This window comes from Rudaea sp. 3F27F6 (assembly GCF_005503555.1).
In the GTDB taxonomy this organism is placed as follows: Bacteria; Pseudomonadota; Gammaproteobacteria; order Xanthomonadales; family Rhodanobacteraceae; genus Rudaea.
The window spans coordinates 117392-132750 of record NZ_SCNG01000001.1; the positions used below are offsets into that span (position 1 = coordinate 117392).

Sequence of the window (15359 nt, forward strand, 5' to 3'; positions counted from 1 at the left end):
CCGCTGACGGAGCATCCCGTGCCGAAAATCCATTTGATCCGCCACGGCCATGTTGCCCCCGGCGACCGCGGCTGCGCCGATCCGGGACTCGACGATCTCGGCCTTGCGCAGGCGGCAAGCCTTGCACTGCGTTTGGCCGAACAGTTCCCTCGCCCATTGCCGATCCTGTCGAGCCCGCTGCTGCGCTGCCGGCAGACCGCGGCGCCGCTCGCGCAACTCTGGAATTCGACGCCGACGATCGATGCGCGCGTCAGCGAGATTCCCTCGCCGAGCGCCGAACCCGCGGCGCGCAAAGCGTGGCTCACCGAAATGCTCGCGGCCTCCTGGCCGGACCCCGCGAGCCCGGACTCCTCCAACGATTTCTCAATGCGTCTGTCCGCCTGGCAGAACGCTGCGCTCGCCGCGATTGCCGAATGCGCCGAAGACACCGTGATCTTTTCCCACTACTTCGCGATCAACTGGCTCTGCAGCGCAGCCAGCGGTTCCGCGCGCATCGACCGTTTCCGCCCTGCACATACCGCGATGACTTCCTGCGAGTTCGATCGCGGCGTGCTCAGCCTGATCGAACAGGCATAAAAGGGCTCCGAATTTAGACGAGGAAAGCCCGAGAAAGCGCTGGAAACTGACCCAATCCAGCGCCCGATACTCAATCTGAAGGTTGTATACAATTTATCAACGGCCGATGGCGAAGGGGTTTCGGGAGATTCCCCAAGGGTTTCCACCCAAATGGGCGGTTCGGCCCTGCCGTCAGTTTTCGAGCTTTTTCAGCCAATCGCCCGCGGTGGTGGGTCCGGTCGCCACGGTATCGGTGTGGTCGGCGATGGTTTGACGAATGGCCACCCAGAACTTGGCACCGGTCGGCGCACCGAGCTTCTTCAAGGCCGCATCGACGAGCGCCTGCTTCGCCGGATCGACGGTCTCGTTCTGGATCAGCAGGAAGTCCCAGGCGCCGCCGTCGGAGTGCACGTACAGCTCGCGCGGCGGCAGGCCGGCCTGGCGATTGGCTTCGTCGTACTGCGCGATCAGCTTGAGGAACTCGACATGCTTTCCGGGCGCGATGTGATAGATCTCGATCATGCGCGTGTCGTTCTGTCCCGCGAATGCGGATCCAATCGAAGCGAAAGCGAGGGCTGTTGCGAGCAAGCATTTCGAAAGCGTCATCGTGATCTCCGTTGTAATGGTGTCGGGTGGAAAGTTCGAAGAGAGCCGAGGCGGTGGGGCCGATACGGTCCCGCAGCGCAAGCGGAAAAGAGACGGCAGCAGTCAGGGCGTCGACGGAGAATCGGACTCCTCACGCTCGCGCTCGCGGCTGAACCACTGTTTCGCCAGCTTGCGCGGCTCGGGATAGATCTCGTCCAGCGTCGCCGCGTCGTAGAGGCGCCCGTTCTTCATCACCGAGGTGATCGCGAGCGCGTTGCGGATATCGGCGCGCGGATCGCGGTCGAGCACGACGAGATCGGCGTACTTGCCGGGTTCGAGGCTGCCGATCTCGTCCTGCCGGCCGATCGTCTCGGCGGAGCCCATCGTTGCCGCACGCAACACCTCGTGCGGCGTCATGCCGCCGGCCGCGTGCGCCTGCATCTCCCAGTGGGTGCCGTAGCCCGGCACTTCGCCATGCGCACCGATGCCGACCAGACCGCCGGCACGCTGCACCTTGGCGGCGCCCTGCGCGATCGCGGCGAAGAAATACTCTTCGGGTGCATTCCAATGGCGGCGCGCGAATTTCTTTTCGGCAAGCAGCGGCGGCGAGAAGTGGCGCAACTTCGCGTCGGCTTGCGGCGCATCGCGCTCGATGTAGAAGTTCTGTGCGGGCGGACCGCCGTGCGAGATCTGCAGGGTCGTCGTGTAGCTCGTGCGCGTCTGCGCGAGCAGTTCGACCACGTCCTTGTACAACGGCGCCGCGGTCAGGGCATGTTCGTTGCCGGCGAAGCCGTCGATGATCTGGGTCAGGTCGAGCTTCATGTCGAGCGCGCCTTCGGTCGTCGGCTGGATGCCGAGTTCCTTCGCCGCCATCGCGACCCATTGGCGCACGCGCCGATTGCCGGTGCGATATTCCTTGAGATTGCGCGTGCGGAAATGATCGGGGTAGCGCGACAGCACGTCTCGCACTTCGCCAAGGTTGGCGAACTCGTTGTAGGAGAAAATTGCCGGCCCCGTCGAGTAGACGCGCGGCCCCAGCGACAACCCAGCGTCGAGCATATCCTGGTAGGCCAGCATATCGATCGACAGCGGCGACGGGTCGAGTCCGGCGGTCTTGCCGTAGGCGAGATCGGTCAGGAAGCTCCAGTTCTGCCTGTCGAGAACGCCGCGCCGGATTTCGGCCCAATGATCGTGCGTATCGATAAAGCCCGGCACGATAAACTTGCCCGCGACATCGCGAACGACGGCGTGCTGGGGAACCGCCACCGCACCGCGTTTGCCGATCGCGGCGATGCGATTGTCGACGACGACGACGTCGGCATCGTCGATCACTTGATCGCCGTGCATCGTGATCGCCGTCGCGCCACGCAACACGAGCGTCCCGTGCGGCACGTCGCGTGGCACTTCGACCTTCAGCGCAAACGATTCGACGCCGTGCTGGCCCGCTTGCGGCTTCGCGCCCTGCCCTTTTTCGCCGGCGCGATCGAGCGCAATTTTCTCCAACGGCTGCCGATACAGCGTCGAGCCGACGACCCAGAAGACCGTTTTGCCGCCGTCGGCCCAGCCGAAGAAGTCCGCGCCGACATTGGTCAATTTGCGATGCTCGACCGGCGGCACAGCGAGATCGATCGCCTCGCCGGGCTTGTCAGGCATGCGCAGCAGATAGAGTTGTTCGACGATTTGCGCGAGGACGTATTTTCCGTCGGGACTGATCCGCAGATCGTCGACGGGCACGCGGCCTTCCTGGAAGTAGAAGCCGGGCCCGGTGACGGAGACGAGCTTGTGACGGCCCGAGCCGTCGAGTTTGACGGCGTTGAGGCCGTCCTCGAACACCACGTCGACGTCGGCGCGGTCTGCGCCGAAATGCGGCAGACCGCCCATGCGTCCGCGTGCGAGCACGCGCGGTTCGCCGCCATGTACGGGAAGCGCGATCAAGTCCGCCTCGCGCAGCGGACCGTATTCCATATAGGTGTGCATGCGCTCGGCGTTGCTCGAGCGTTGCGCGACGACCGTCGAACCGTCCGGCGTGAATGCAGGATAGGTGTAATACGCGGCGGCCTGGGTAAGAGCCGTCGGCTTTCCGCCGGCTGCGTCGATGCGCCAGATCCGGCCGGCCTCGTCCGCGCTCCAGCTCACGTAGACCAGGGACTTGCCATCGGGCGACCAAGCCGGCTGGAACGCCGCCACCCCCGCGGGCGTCAACGCGCGCGGTGCCGCATCGGGCGCAAGCTCCATCGTGTAGACGCGGCCGAGCGCGGAGAACGCGACTCTTCGGCCGTCCGCAGACAATGCCGGGAACTGGGCAAGACGCGCACGCACCAGACCGGTGTCGTCCTTGAACGACTGCCGCAGCGACGGGCCGATGTCGAGATCGACGTGCGCGCGGAACGGAATGACGGCGGCCTTGCCACTCGCCAGATCGACGCGGTGGATTTTGCCTGCGTAGGCAGCGATCACGGCGCGCCCGTCGGGGGTGAACGCATAGCCCGGGACGAGATCGCGCGTTCCCGAGCCTTCCTGGTCGTCGTGTTGTTCGACCCGGATCAGTTTGCGGTCGGCGCCGCTGTCGAGATCGCGCACGCGCAAGCCGGTCTGGCCGCGATCGCGCACGGCATACACCAGCGTTTTGCCGTCGGGCGACAAGGCCGGCCGCATCGCGCTGCCGGAGTTCGTGACGATGGTGTTGCTGGCACCGCTGACGAGGTCACGCCGTTCGATGCTCCACATCGGCAGCGTCATGTCCTCCTCGAAGGTGCCATAGCATCCGGCGAGAAAAAGCGTACGGCCGTCGCGCGCCGCGACGGCGCCGAGTGCACTGTAGCGTTGCTCCTTCGGCTGCGCCTCGTAGGTCTTGCCCTGGGTGATGCGCTGGCCTTTGCCGTCGCCGTCGAGCGCAAACCGCCACAGCTCGAACGCGGTCAAGTCGGGATGGTAGATCGAGACGAAAATCGCGCGTCCGTCCGCGGACCACGTCGGCGAGGTGAATTCGGCGTTGTCGTCGAACGTCGAAATCTGCCGCGCATGCGCGCCGTCCCTGTCGGCGATCCAGACGTTCTCATTGCCCGAGCGGTCGCTGACGAAAACTATGTGCTTACCATCCGGCGCGAATCGCGGCTGCGAATCGAAAGCGAGGCCGCGCGTGACCGCGGTTGCCTCGCCACCGCCGATCGGCAGCGTGTACAGATCGCCGAGCAGCTCGAACACGATGCTGCGCCCGTCGGGCGCCACGTCGAGCGAGATCCAGGTGCCTTCGTCGGTGTCGAAACGAACGTGGCGCGCCGGCACGAGCGGCAGCGCGTTCTCCACCGCCGTCGCGAGACCCGCGGCGAGGCAAAGCAGGCCGATCAGGAGCAGCCGGTTCAAGCTCATGGGTCGGTGATTCCAGTGAGGAAAGAGGCAAGCGGCATCGCAGACGATTTCATGGGCGATAGGCGGGCGGCCAGCGCTCCTGCGCATGTTTCGGCGCGTAGCGATCGCGCAACAGCGTCTGGCGCGTGATTTGCGATGCGGGTTCGCCGCGAACGAGGACGAGATCGGGCGCACTGGCCGGCTCGAGCGGGTCGCCGCTCCATATCACCAGATCGGCGTCGAGTCCGCGCGCCATGCTGCCGTAGCGGTCGGCGATGCCGAACATGCGCGCCGGATGGATCGTCAACGCCTTCAGCGCTTCGGCAAAGGACAGACCGTTGGCGACCGCGAGACCCGCGCCTTCGCGCACGGCCGCGCCGGCGTTGTGGCTGAGATGGATCGTATTGCCCGACACGCTGAACGCGATCGTCACGCCGGCCTTGGCCAGCAGCGCGGCGTTGTCGGCACGCGCGCCGAGTTCGTCGAAGGTCCACGGAATGTCCGCTTCGGGATCGAGCACGACCGCGACCTTACGCGCCGCGAGCAGATCCGCACAGCGCCAGGCTTCGCTGCCGCCGAGCACGATCAACGGAAGGCGATAGTCGTCGGCCAGCGCCACGGCTTGGCGAATATCCGATTCGCGCGCGACACGCATAGCCAGGGGCATGTGTGTTTCGAGCATCGCGTGCAGCGCCGCGATGTTGAGCGAGTTCTGCAATTGATCGCGCGGCGCCGGTACGGTTTTCGACGGGGCATAGGTCTTCGCTTCGTCGAAGGCGTTGCGCAACAACTGCCATTGCGCACTGCGCGAGCCGCCGCCCTGCTTGGTCGCGAATCCGCCGACGCTTGCATACATCGCCGCTCTGGCGCGATCGAGAATGCTGCCACCGGGTTGGATGCGCAGGACTGCGCCCATGCCGAGGAAGGCCGGGTCCGATGCCGCCGTGGGACTCGTCGCTGCGCGCGTCAGCCCGTCGGCGAGCGCCACCGGCAACAGCATCGAGTTCGCATTGAGTCCGTACTGCACATCGAACGCCGCGCCGAGCGGGCCGCCGCTCACGCCGTGGTCGCGCGTTTCTTCGAGCGAGGAGACTTCGACTAGGCCAAGGTGCGTGTCCGCATTCATCAGGCCCGGCGTGACGAGGCGGCCCACCGCGTCGATCACGCGCGCGCCCGGCGGCGGCGGCTCCTTGGCAACGACCGAGTCGTAGCGGCCGTCGCGGATCACGATAGTCGCATCGTCGACGCGGCCGCCGCTGGCGTCGGCCATTGTCCACGCCTGCGCATGCACGATGGCCACGGTTTCGCTCGCGCTCGCGTCGGTCGGCGCAAGACCGAACGCCAAGGCTGCGGCCATCGCACTTGCGAGCGACAAGAACTTATTTGCCATCGCCGCCCACCTTCGCCGCCTTCGTCGTGCTCGGTTGGCCGAGTTCGAAATCCGAACGCGGCTGGCGCGCCGGATTTGCCCGGTCGTAGACCAGCGCGCCGTCGATGAAGACCTGATCGGCTTTGGTGTAGACGCTGAACGGGTCGCCCGACCAGATCACCGCATCGGCGTTCTTGCCCGGTTCGAGCGAACCGATCTGCGCGTCGAGGCCGAGCACCTTGGCCGAGTTGAGCGTGACCCAGGCGATGGCGTGTTCGGCGCGGATATCGAGGCCCGCGCGGCGACCCGCGGCGAGCGCCTTGGCCGCTTCAAGCGGCAGGCGCTGGCCGAGCCACGGCGAGTCCGAGTGCAGCGCGACGCAGGCACCGGCCGCGTCGACAAACGTGGCGTTCTCACGGATGCCGTCGAGCGCTTCCATCTTGTAGCCCCACCAGTCCGACCAGACGACGGCGCAGGTGCGATTCGTGACGAACAATTGCGGAATCTTGTAGGCCTCGACGGCGTGATGAAACGCGTCGATGCGGAAGCCCGCTTCTTTGGCGACGTCGAACAGAGTCGCCATGTCGTCGGCGCGGTAGCAATGCCAATGCACGCGGATATCGCCGTCGAGCACGCCGGCCAGCGTGTCTTCTTTCAGGTCGTCCTCGGGCGGCTTGCCGTGTTTGCCGGAGACGTAGTCCTGCCACTTTTTTCGATACTCCGCCGCAACCAGGAACGCAGCGCGCACGCCGGCGACATTGCCCATGCGACTCGAAGGGAACTTGCCCTTTTCGCCGAATGCGTATTTCGGGTTCTCGCCGCAGGCGAGCTTCATGCCGTACGGCGCGCCCGGAAATTTCATCGCCTGCACCGTCGTCGCCGGCACGTTCTTGAGCACCACGCTGCGGCCGCCGATCAGGTTGTTCGAACCCGGCAGGATCTGCAGCGCGGTGACGCCACCCGCGCGGGCGCGTGCAAACGACGGGTCCTGCACAGTGATCGAGTGCTCGGCCCAGACGTTCGGCGTAAGCGGATCGCTGATCTCGCTCACGTCCGAATTCTCCGCATCGAGGCTCGTGAACGGAGCGGCGAAGTCGCCGTCGTGCGAGTGCACGTCGATGATGCCGGGCGTGACCCAACGGCCCTTCGCGTCGATCGTGACGGCACCCGCGGGCGCGGCGACGGCCTGCGTGGAAAGCGCGACGATCTTGCCGTCGCGCATCAATAGGTTCGCGTGCTCGAAGCGGTGGCCGGCACCGTCGAGGACGGTCGCATCAACGATCAGCGTGTCCTGGCGCGGCAACGGCGCGTAGGTACTCGGGAACGGATTGCGCTTCCACGGCAGCGTAGCGTCGGCCGCTCCGCGTTCGCGCGCGGAATGCGGCCCTCGCTCTTCGCCGTGCGGGCCGGCTTGCGCGGTCGACAGCGTCAGCGCGAGAGCCGGCAAGAGTAAGGCGAACTTCATGCGGCGAACGTCAGAACTTGCGCGTGATGGTGAAATTGGCCGCACGGCGCAGGCCGTAGTAACAGGCCGTCGCGTCCGAGCAGCGCGACAGGTACTCGCGATCGAACAGGTTGGCGACGTTGAGCTGCAGCACCCATTTGTCCAGATTGTAGTGAACGGTCGCGTCCCACAGCACCACCGACGGCGCGGGGAACTGATTGAACGAATCGCCGTAGCTCTTGCCGACGTAGCGCATGCCGAGGCTGGCGCCGAGGCCGGCGAGAGATCCTTCCTGCTGGGTGTAGTCGACGAGTCCCGAAAGCATTTGCTTGGGCACCTGGAGAAGCTGCTTGCCGAGGCTCGCGTCGTTGGCCTTGGTCACTTCCGAGTCGGTATAGGTGTAGGCCGCGTTGAAACTCCAGGTTTCGTTGAAGCGCGCGACCGCTTCAAGTTCGACGCCTTTGACTTCGACTTCGCCGGTCTGCACGTTGAAGAACGCATGCCCCGGATCGGTCGTCAATACGTTCTTCTGGGTCAGATCGTAAACCGCCGCGGTGAACAGCAAACTCTTGCCCGGCCCGAGCACCGGCTGGTACTTGATACCGGCTTCGACTTGGTTGCCTTCGGTCGGCTTGAACAGTTTGCCGCTGAAGTCGGCGCCCGGCGTCGGCTGGAACGACGTCGCATAGGAGACGTACGGTGCGACGCCGCCGTCGAAGAGATAGTTGAGACCGGCGTGGTAGGTGAACTTGTTTTCGGTCGACGACGTGCCAGCACTCGTGGTGGTGACGTTGTCCTCGCGGCCGCCGAGCGTGAGCACCCAGCGATCGATCTTGATCTGGTCTTGCACGTAGAGGCCGGCCTGCTTCTGCACTTCGTTGACGTACGGGGAAAGCGGCGGAGTGACGATCGGCGCGCCGTAAACGGGATTGAACAGATTCAGAGGCGGAACGGCATACGGACTGGGATTGCCGTCCGGACCGAGTTGGCCGGTGTAGGCGAATCCGAATTCCGAGTTATCCGTATACCGACGGTAGTCGATGCCGACGAGCAGGTTGTGTTTCGCTGCGCCCGTGTCGAATTTGCCTTCGACACGCGAATCAACGTTGAACGATTTGACGTTCTCGTTGAACGGAAAATTGTTGCGGTTGACGAGACCGTAGTTGATCGAACCGTCGGGATTCGTCGCAAGGCCCGCGCCGTAGACCTGCAGGATCTTCACGTCGGACGAGAAGTACTTGAGGTTCTGCTCGAAGCGCCAGTCGTCGTTGAACTTGTGGTTGAAGTCGTAGCCGACGCCGTATTGATCGCGGTCGAAATGGTTGTAGTTGGGCTCGCCGAGATTGGTGCTGGTCGGCACGCGGCCGAGCGGATTCGGCGCGGCGACGCCCTGGATCGGCAGGAAGCCGCCGCCGTCGCCGTAGACGTCGTCGTGCTGGAAATAGCTGAGCCAGGTCAGGTTCGTTTCGGGAGAAATCACCCAGGTCAGCGCGGGCGCGACGTAGTAGCGATCGGTGTCGACGCCGTGCGCCTGCGTGCCCTTGTCGAACCAGAGCGCGGTAATGCGGCCGAGGAAGCGACCGTCCGCATCGAGCGGCCCGGTGAAATCGGCGGCGAGCTGCGTGTTCGCATAGCTGCCGTACTGCGCCTGCACTTCGCCGCTGAACTGCGCTTCGGGGCGGCGGCTGGTCAAGTTGACGATGCCGCCCGGAGGCGACAGGCCGTACAGCGTCGACGACGGACCCTTGAGCACTTCGACGTTCTGGAAGCCGTAAAGATCGACGCCGACATTGCTCACCGAGCCGATCGGTGCCTGCAGGCCGTCGATGTATTCGGGCGGATAGAAACCGCGCAAAGTGAGCCAGTCGTAGCGCGGATCGGGGCCGTAATTCTCGCCGATGATGCCCGCGGTGTAGCGCACGACCTGACTGAGATTCTGCCAGTCGAGCAGGTCGATCTGGTCGCGCGTGATCACCGTCACCGACTGCGGCGTCTCGATCAGCGGCACGTTCGACTTGGCCGCGCCATTGGTTTCTTTCGGCACATAGTCGGGCGCGGAGACGACGATGCCTTCGAGCTGCGTCGTTTCTTTCTTCTGCGGCTCATCCGCGGCCGGGTCGGCCGGTGCCGAATGGGCAACGGCAGCAACGACGCTCAGCGCGAGCGACACGGCAATGTGCAGCGGGCGACGTCGGCAGGGGCGATGCGGGAGAGTGGATTCACGGGCGGTCATAAGTCCCCCTAAGGACATGGTGAAAACAATGAACGGACGATCCTCTCCGCGTCTGTCCGAACTTGCGATGCTGCTCCGTCACGATCACTCTCGTCTTCTTGCCTGGAGGGCGCCTACGTGGCAGGGACTTTCATCGTCGCGTTCGGGCCATCGCAGGCGGTGTCGTCGTTAGCGCATATTTGGCAAATGATAATTATTATCAAATAGACATCCAAGCCGGACGCGCCTCAGCGCTGCGCGTTCACGGCTATCGGCGAAACATCGTGCGCAACCATGCCGCGCCGTCGGCGATCGCCCGATCGGCAACATCCGCGATGGATACGGCTTCGAGAAAACTGTGCGTCGCGCCGGGATACTCGACGAAATCGGTATTCACTACGGAACTGCGCAGCTTCGCCGCAAGCGCCCTACTCTGCTCGGCCAACACGTCGCACTGCGCGCCGATCAGGAACGCGGGCGGCAAGCCGGCGAGCCCGGCGCGCAGCGGCGCCGCGAGCGGATCGAGCGCATCGCCGGGACGGACGAGATAGTTGTGCCAGAACTCCGCCATCTCGGCGGCGGTAAGCAGATTGCCTTCGGCACCAAAGCCTTCAGCCGCTTCGTTCGAGATCTCGTCGGTGTAGCAGCCGTAGATCAGCAGCATGCCGCGCAACAACGGCGACGAGGAGGCATCGCGCAGCACGAGGCTCGTCGCGACCGACAGGTTCGCCCCGGCCGAATCGCCGCCAATCGCCAGGCGCGCAGCGTCGAGCCCGAGCGTGCCGGCCTGCGCATGCAGGGTGCGAACGACATCGACTATCTGTTCCAGCGCGAGGGGAAATTTCGCTTCCGGCGACAGTGCATAGTCGATGCCGACGACGACCGCACCCGCCCGCGCGGCGAACTCGCGCATGACGCGGTCGTGCGTGTCCAAGCTGAACATGGTCCAGCCGCCGCCGTGCAGATAGATCAGCGCAGGCTGCGACGTCTTGCTCTCCGTGGGCCGGTGCACGCGTACGCGAACGTCGCCGTGGCGCGTGGGCAAATGTATCTCCTGTGTCGCCGCCATCGCAGGCCCACCCTGACGCCAGGGCGTGCGCACGATTTCGGCGATGCGGCGCTTTTCGGCGACGGGCAGCGATTCCACCTCGGGATGCTGCGCCCATGCCTGCGCCAGCGCCGCGACGAAGCGGCGGATCTGCGGATCGAGCGGATCGTGAACAGCCACGTCCGCGCTCATGCCTGATGTTCCTTTGTATACATCGATACTCCCAAGCGGTTTTGTGACGATTGCGTGACCTTCGGTTCTATGCTTAGAATCGAATCGCGCCCTCACCCGGCGCCTGTCAATTTAGTCCGCGCCGGGAATCGCGCTGTCGAAAGGGGATCGTTTGTCGTCTCGCGTGGGCCACATGCAGCGCAGCAAGAGAAGCATCGACTATCAGTACGTACCGCGCCCGATCGCGGTGCTGACGGACGACTATCCTTCCGGCTTCCACGATCCCAAGCACTCCCACGTGAGGGCTCAGCTCGTCTACGCGATCAGCGGCGTGACGATCCTGACCACGGACGACGCGAGCTACGTCGCCCCGCCGCAGCGTGCGATCTGGATTCCGCCCGGCGTCGCGCACGAAGTCCGCTGCCGCGATCGCGTGCAGATCCGCACGCTGTACGTTTCGCCCGATGCAGCGCCGGACCTGCCCAAGGCCTGCCAGGTGTTCGAAGTGTCGAATCTGCTGCGCGAGCTGATCCTCACCGCCGCCGACCTGCCCATCGAGTACGCACTGGAAGGCCGCGAAGCGCGCATCATGGCGCTGATTCTCGACGAGATCCGCGTGGCCCGGCGCATTCCGCTGTACGTGCCGATGCCGATCAACAAGCGCCTCGCGCGCGTGTGCAGCACCATCCTTGCCGATCCGGCGCAGCACGATGCGCTCGACGTGTGGGCGGACGCGGCGGCGATGGGCCGGCGCACCTTTACACGCGCCTTCCGCCGCGAAACCGGCATGAGTTTCGCCACCTGGCGCCAGCAGGTCCGCCTGATGGATGCGCTGTCGCGCATCGCCACGGGCCATTCGGTTACCTCGGCGGCGCTCGACGTCGGTTACAACAGCCCGAGCGCGTTCGCCGCGATGTTCCGCCGCACGTTCGGCGTATCGCCGACGCATTACGTCGTCGCCGAGTCGGCAGCGGCCGCGCACGTCGACTGAACGTCTTCGTCGCCAAGGTTCGCATTCGCAGACGTACCGCCCGCGCAACGACGCCACGAACGGCCGCAGCGGCCAAAATGGCCCGTTCGCAATAGCGAAAGTCCCCAGACAAAAGGCTTCACGTCGCCTTTGCCGCGAAATTAGGCCACAGTCCGAAGGTTCCACCGACGAAGGCCTCGAGGAAATGGCGTCTTTCCTGCGCATCGCGCACAAATACCTGAGCCTCACCTTCGGCCTGCTCTGGCTGCTGCAGACGGTGACGGGCACGCTGCTCGTCTTTCGCGGCGAGCTCGATGACGCTTTCCTGGCCGGCCCCGACCGGCCGCTCGCGCCGGCGGTACTCGGCGCCGCAGTGACACGGATCGCAGCGGAGCGCGCCCCGTCGCAACTCACTTTCATTCTCGCCAGCGAAGGATCGAAGAATCGCTTCGACCTGCTGTTCGAAGCACCCGACGGGCGCACGCGCGTACTCCGCGTGGATGGCGAAGGCCGCCCGGTCGCCGATCGTCCGCGCGATCACGACTATCCCGCGCCGGGCCTGTTCCAGACCGCGCTGGATTTCCATGAAAGTTTGTTCGCCGGCCAGCGCGGCATGTGGTTCATGGGCATCAGCGGTTTACTGCTGTTGTCGAATCTCATCGCCGGACTGGTCATCGCGTGGCCGAAGAAAGGGCAAGCGTGGCGTCGTGTTCTCCTGCCCTCCGCGACCGGCTCGCTGCCGGCAAACCTGTACAAGTGGCATCGCGCCCTGGGCTTGGCCTTCGCGGTATTCGCGATCGCGGTCGTCGCCACCGGCGTATTGCAGGAATATCCGGTCGACGACTGGATGGGCGTGCAGCGGCCCGAGCCGCCGAAACAGACCAACTCACTACCGCCCACGATCGCGTTCGGCGATGCGCTGTCGACCGCACTCATCCACTACCCCGGCGCGCCGATCGCACTGATCGAAATGCCCGCGCCGGATCATCCCTGGTACCGCATTCGTCTGCGTCAGGAAGGCGACTCGCGGCGCGTGTTCGGCTGGACCTCGGTGCTCGTCGATGCACACGACGGGCGCGTACTGCTCGACATGCCCGCGGCCGAGTTGCCGCTCAACGCAAAAATATACAACTCGTTCTATTCGATCCACACCGGCGAATTCTTCGGCCTTGGCGGCCGCATCGTCGTGCTCTGCGTCGGCCTCTGGCTGACCGCGATGGGCACGCTCGGCGCCATGCTGTGGTGGACGCGACGCAAAGCACGCGCGGCACAACGGCCGCGAACCCGAACGGCGGAGGCATGATGAGCGCAGGACGTTTCACCCCACGCAGCGATGCGGACGTGGCCGATTTGGTCAACCGGCATCCGCTGGCCTTGCTCGTTTCGCCCGGCGATGGCCGCATGCATTCCACGCCGCTGCCGATGCGCATCGAACACCATGCCGACGGACGCATCGCGAGCCTGACCGGGCACATGGCGCGCGCCAATCCGCAGGTCGCCGCGTTGCGCGCCGATGCGCAGGCGACGCTGCTGTTCCTCGGCGCGCACGGCTACGTTTCACCGTCGTGGTTCGAAGACCGCACCCAGGCGCCGACCTGGAACTATGCCTACGCCAACTTCTCCGTACGCATCGATTTTCTCGACGATGCGGCGAACCTGGAGCGCGTGGTGCGCGATCTCGTCGACGCGATGGAAGCGGAACGTGAGCGCGCCTGGCGCGTCGACGACATGGGCGCGCGCTATGCGCTGCTGGCTTCGCGCATCATCGCCTTCCGCGCGACCGTGACGAACATCGAAGCCAAGTTCAAGCTCGGCCAGGACGAGCGTGACGACGTCTATCCGGAAATCCTCGCCGGCCTGCACAACGAGAACGGCAGCGAGGAACTCGTCGCGATGATGCAACTGTTCAACGCGCATCGCACCGGGAACGCGCCCGCATGACCGCTTCGCGTCTGTTCACGCGCAAATCGATCGAAACGCTGCAGCAGCAGACGCGCGAGAACGGCATGCGCAAAGTGCTCGGACCGCTGCAGCTCGTCCTGCTCGGCATCGGCTGCATCGTCGGCGCGGGCATCTACGTGATGATCGGGCCGGCCGCGGCGAGTTACGCCGGGCCCGGCGTGATGCTGTCGTTCCTTATCGCCGGGCTGGCCTGCGCGCTGACCGCGCTGTGCTATGCCGAACTCGCCGCCGCGGTGCCTGCGGCGGGTTCGTCGTATACGTACTGCTATGCCGCGATGGGCGAGGTGTACGCATGGACCCTCGGCTGGCTGCTGATGCTCGAGTACGGTTTGGCCGGTTCGTTGCTCGCGGTCGGCTTCGCCGGCTATTTCGCCAGCCTGCTCGGTGATTTCGGCGTCCATTTGCCCGCGGTGATTTCGACCTCGTTGCTGCAATCGTCGGTCGTCGACGGGCATATCGGTTTTCACGCCAGCGGCGGAGTCAATCTTATCGCCGCCGGGGCATTGGCCGGCATTGCTGCGATTCTTATCGTCGGTGTGTCGAAGTCGGCCTGGGTAAACGCGGTGCTCGTTGCGATCAAGATCGCCGTGCTCGCGGCGTTCGTCGCGATCGGCATCGGCTCCGTCGACGTGCATCACTGGTCGCCGTTCGTGCCGGCCAACGAAGGCGGTTTCACCTACGGCTGGCAAGGCGTGCTGCGCGCCTCGTCCATCCTCTTCTTCGCCTACCTCGGCTTCGAAACCGTATCGACTGCCGCCGGGGAAACGAAAGACCCGCAGCGCGCGATGCCGATCGGCATCCTCGGCGCGCTCGGCGTGAGCACGATCATCTATATCATCGTCGCCGCGGTGCTCACCGGCATCGTCCCGTTCCGCGAACTCGGCGTGCCCGATCCGATCGCGGTCGCGGTCGATCGCATCGGCCATCCCGGCTTTGCCGTGCTGATCAAGATCGGCGCGCTGACCGGACTCGCCTCCGTGCTCCTCGTCAACGGCTACGGCCATTCGCGGATCTGCTACGCGATGGCGCAAGACGGTCTGCTGCCTTCGGCGTTCGCGCGGCTGAGCCCGCGCTTTCGCACGCCATGGATCGGCTGCCTTCTGGTCTGCGCGATTTCCGCTGTACTCGCCGCGTTGTTTCCGCTGTCGATCCTCGGCGACTTCGTTAGCATCGGTACCGCGCTCGCCTTCGTCATCGTCGCGTTGAGCCTGATGTGGCTGCGTACGACGCGACCGGACATTCCGCGCCCTTTCCGTGTGCCTCTCGGCGGCTTCCATATCGGGCGCATCTGGATCGGTTACATCCCGACGGCCGCGATCGTTCTCTGCATCGCGATGATCCTGCCGGTCGTGCTGGACATCGTGGCAATGGCCCGTCGCGGCAACCTGCTGCCCGCCGCCATTCTCGGCAGTTATGCCTGCCTCGGCGCGCTTATATATGTTTTCTACGGAATGAATCGCGCTCAACGCCGCGCCTAGATGCTTTAGGCCAAGGGTCCAGTGTCGATCATGGATCGGAATCAAACTCAGTTTTTCGCGTCGGACTTAGTGCCAAGCCGACCGACGTCTACAGAATCCGAATAACCAAAAAAAAGCCCCCTGTATGCCAGGGGGCTTCCATTCTCTACACGAAACGCTGCCGCGCTATCGAACGAGCCGACTCCGCATTTCGCGCGCTAGCTGCGTATCAGGCAAC

Annotated in this window: 11 protein-coding genes; 5 read left to right on the forward strand and 6 right to left on the reverse strand. The window is 64.9% G+C overall.

Annotated features, from left to right (window positions below):
- Window positions 1-18: 18 nt before the first annotated feature.
- Window positions 19-576, forward strand: coding sequence for a histidine phosphatase family protein (locus tag FFS30_RS00485; protein ID WP_171014342.1), 558 nt, complete (start codon window positions 19-21; stop codon window positions 574-576).
- A 171-nt stretch (window positions 577-747) separates the two neighbouring features.
- Here FFS30_RS00485 and FFS30_RS00490 read toward each other — a convergent pair whose 3' ends face one another.
- The 6 genes from FFS30_RS00490 to FFS30_RS00515 all read right to left on the reverse strand — a co-directional run bounded on the left by FFS30_RS00490 (window position 748) and on the right by FFS30_RS00515 (window position 10753).
- A complete protein-coding gene (locus FFS30_RS00490) occupies window positions 748-1161 on the reverse strand; it encodes a hypothetical protein (RefSeq protein WP_137911157.1) in 414 nt (137 codons plus the stop codon).
- Between the two features lie 102 nt (window positions 1162-1263).
- Complete coding sequence (locus tag FFS30_RS00495) at window positions 1264-4509, reverse strand: amidohydrolase family protein (RefSeq protein WP_171014343.1); 3246 nt, start codon at window positions 4507-4509, stop codon at window positions 1264-1266.
- A gap of 49 nt (window positions 4510-4558) precedes the next feature.
- On the reverse strand, window positions 4559-5878 hold the full coding sequence (locus tag FFS30_RS00500) for an amidohydrolase family protein (RefSeq protein WP_212742377.1): 1320 nt from the start codon (window positions 5876-5878) through the stop codon (window positions 4559-4561).
- Window positions 5868-7322, reverse strand: a complete 1455-nt coding sequence (locus FFS30_RS00505; protein ID WP_137911159.1) for an amidohydrolase — start codon at window positions 7320-7322, stop codon at window positions 5868-5870. Before FFS30_RS00505 ends, FFS30_RS00500 begins: the two co-directional genes overlap by 11 nt.
- 10 nt (window positions 7323-7332) lie before the next feature.
- Window positions 7333-9471 (reverse strand): TonB-dependent siderophore receptor, encoded by a 2139-nt coding sequence (locus tag FFS30_RS00510; RefSeq protein ID WP_171014344.1) that lies wholly within the window; start codon window positions 9469-9471, stop codon window positions 7333-7335.
- A 310-nt stretch (window positions 9472-9781) separates the two neighbouring features.
- Window positions 9782-10753 carry an alpha/beta hydrolase fold domain-containing protein gene (locus FFS30_RS00515; protein ID WP_137911161.1) on the reverse strand — a complete coding sequence of 324 codons (972 nt, stop codon included), beginning with the start codon at window positions 10751-10753 and terminating at the stop codon, window positions 9782-9784.
- A 172-nt stretch (window positions 10754-10925) separates the two neighbouring features.
- Between FFS30_RS00515 and FFS30_RS00520 the strand changes: the two genes are divergently transcribed.
- From FFS30_RS00520 to FFS30_RS00535, 4 genes are all read left to right on the forward strand, one after another.
- The gene (locus FFS30_RS00520; protein WP_137911162.1) at window positions 10926-11723 is read left to right on the forward strand and encodes a helix-turn-helix transcriptional regulator; all 798 of its coding nucleotides are present in this window, start codon (window positions 10926-10928) and stop codon (window positions 11721-11723) included.
- A gap of 184 nt (window positions 11724-11907) precedes the next feature.
- Entirely contained in the window at window positions 11908-13005 is a 1098-nt protein-coding gene (locus tag FFS30_RS00525; RefSeq protein ID WP_137911163.1) for a PepSY-associated TM helix domain-containing protein, read from the forward strand.
- Complete coding sequence (locus tag FFS30_RS00530; protein WP_171014345.1) at window positions 13005-13643, forward strand: FMN-binding negative transcriptional regulator; 639 nt, start codon at window positions 13005-13007, stop codon at window positions 13641-13643. The genes FFS30_RS00525 and FFS30_RS00530 overlap by 1 nt, the downstream gene beginning before the upstream one ends.
- On the forward strand, window positions 13640-15142 hold the full coding sequence (locus FFS30_RS00535) for an amino acid permease (protein WP_137911165.1): 1503 nt from the start codon (window positions 13640-13642) through the stop codon (window positions 15140-15142). Before FFS30_RS00530 ends, FFS30_RS00535 begins: the two co-directional genes overlap by 4 nt.
- Window positions 15143-15359 lie beyond the last annotated feature (217 nt).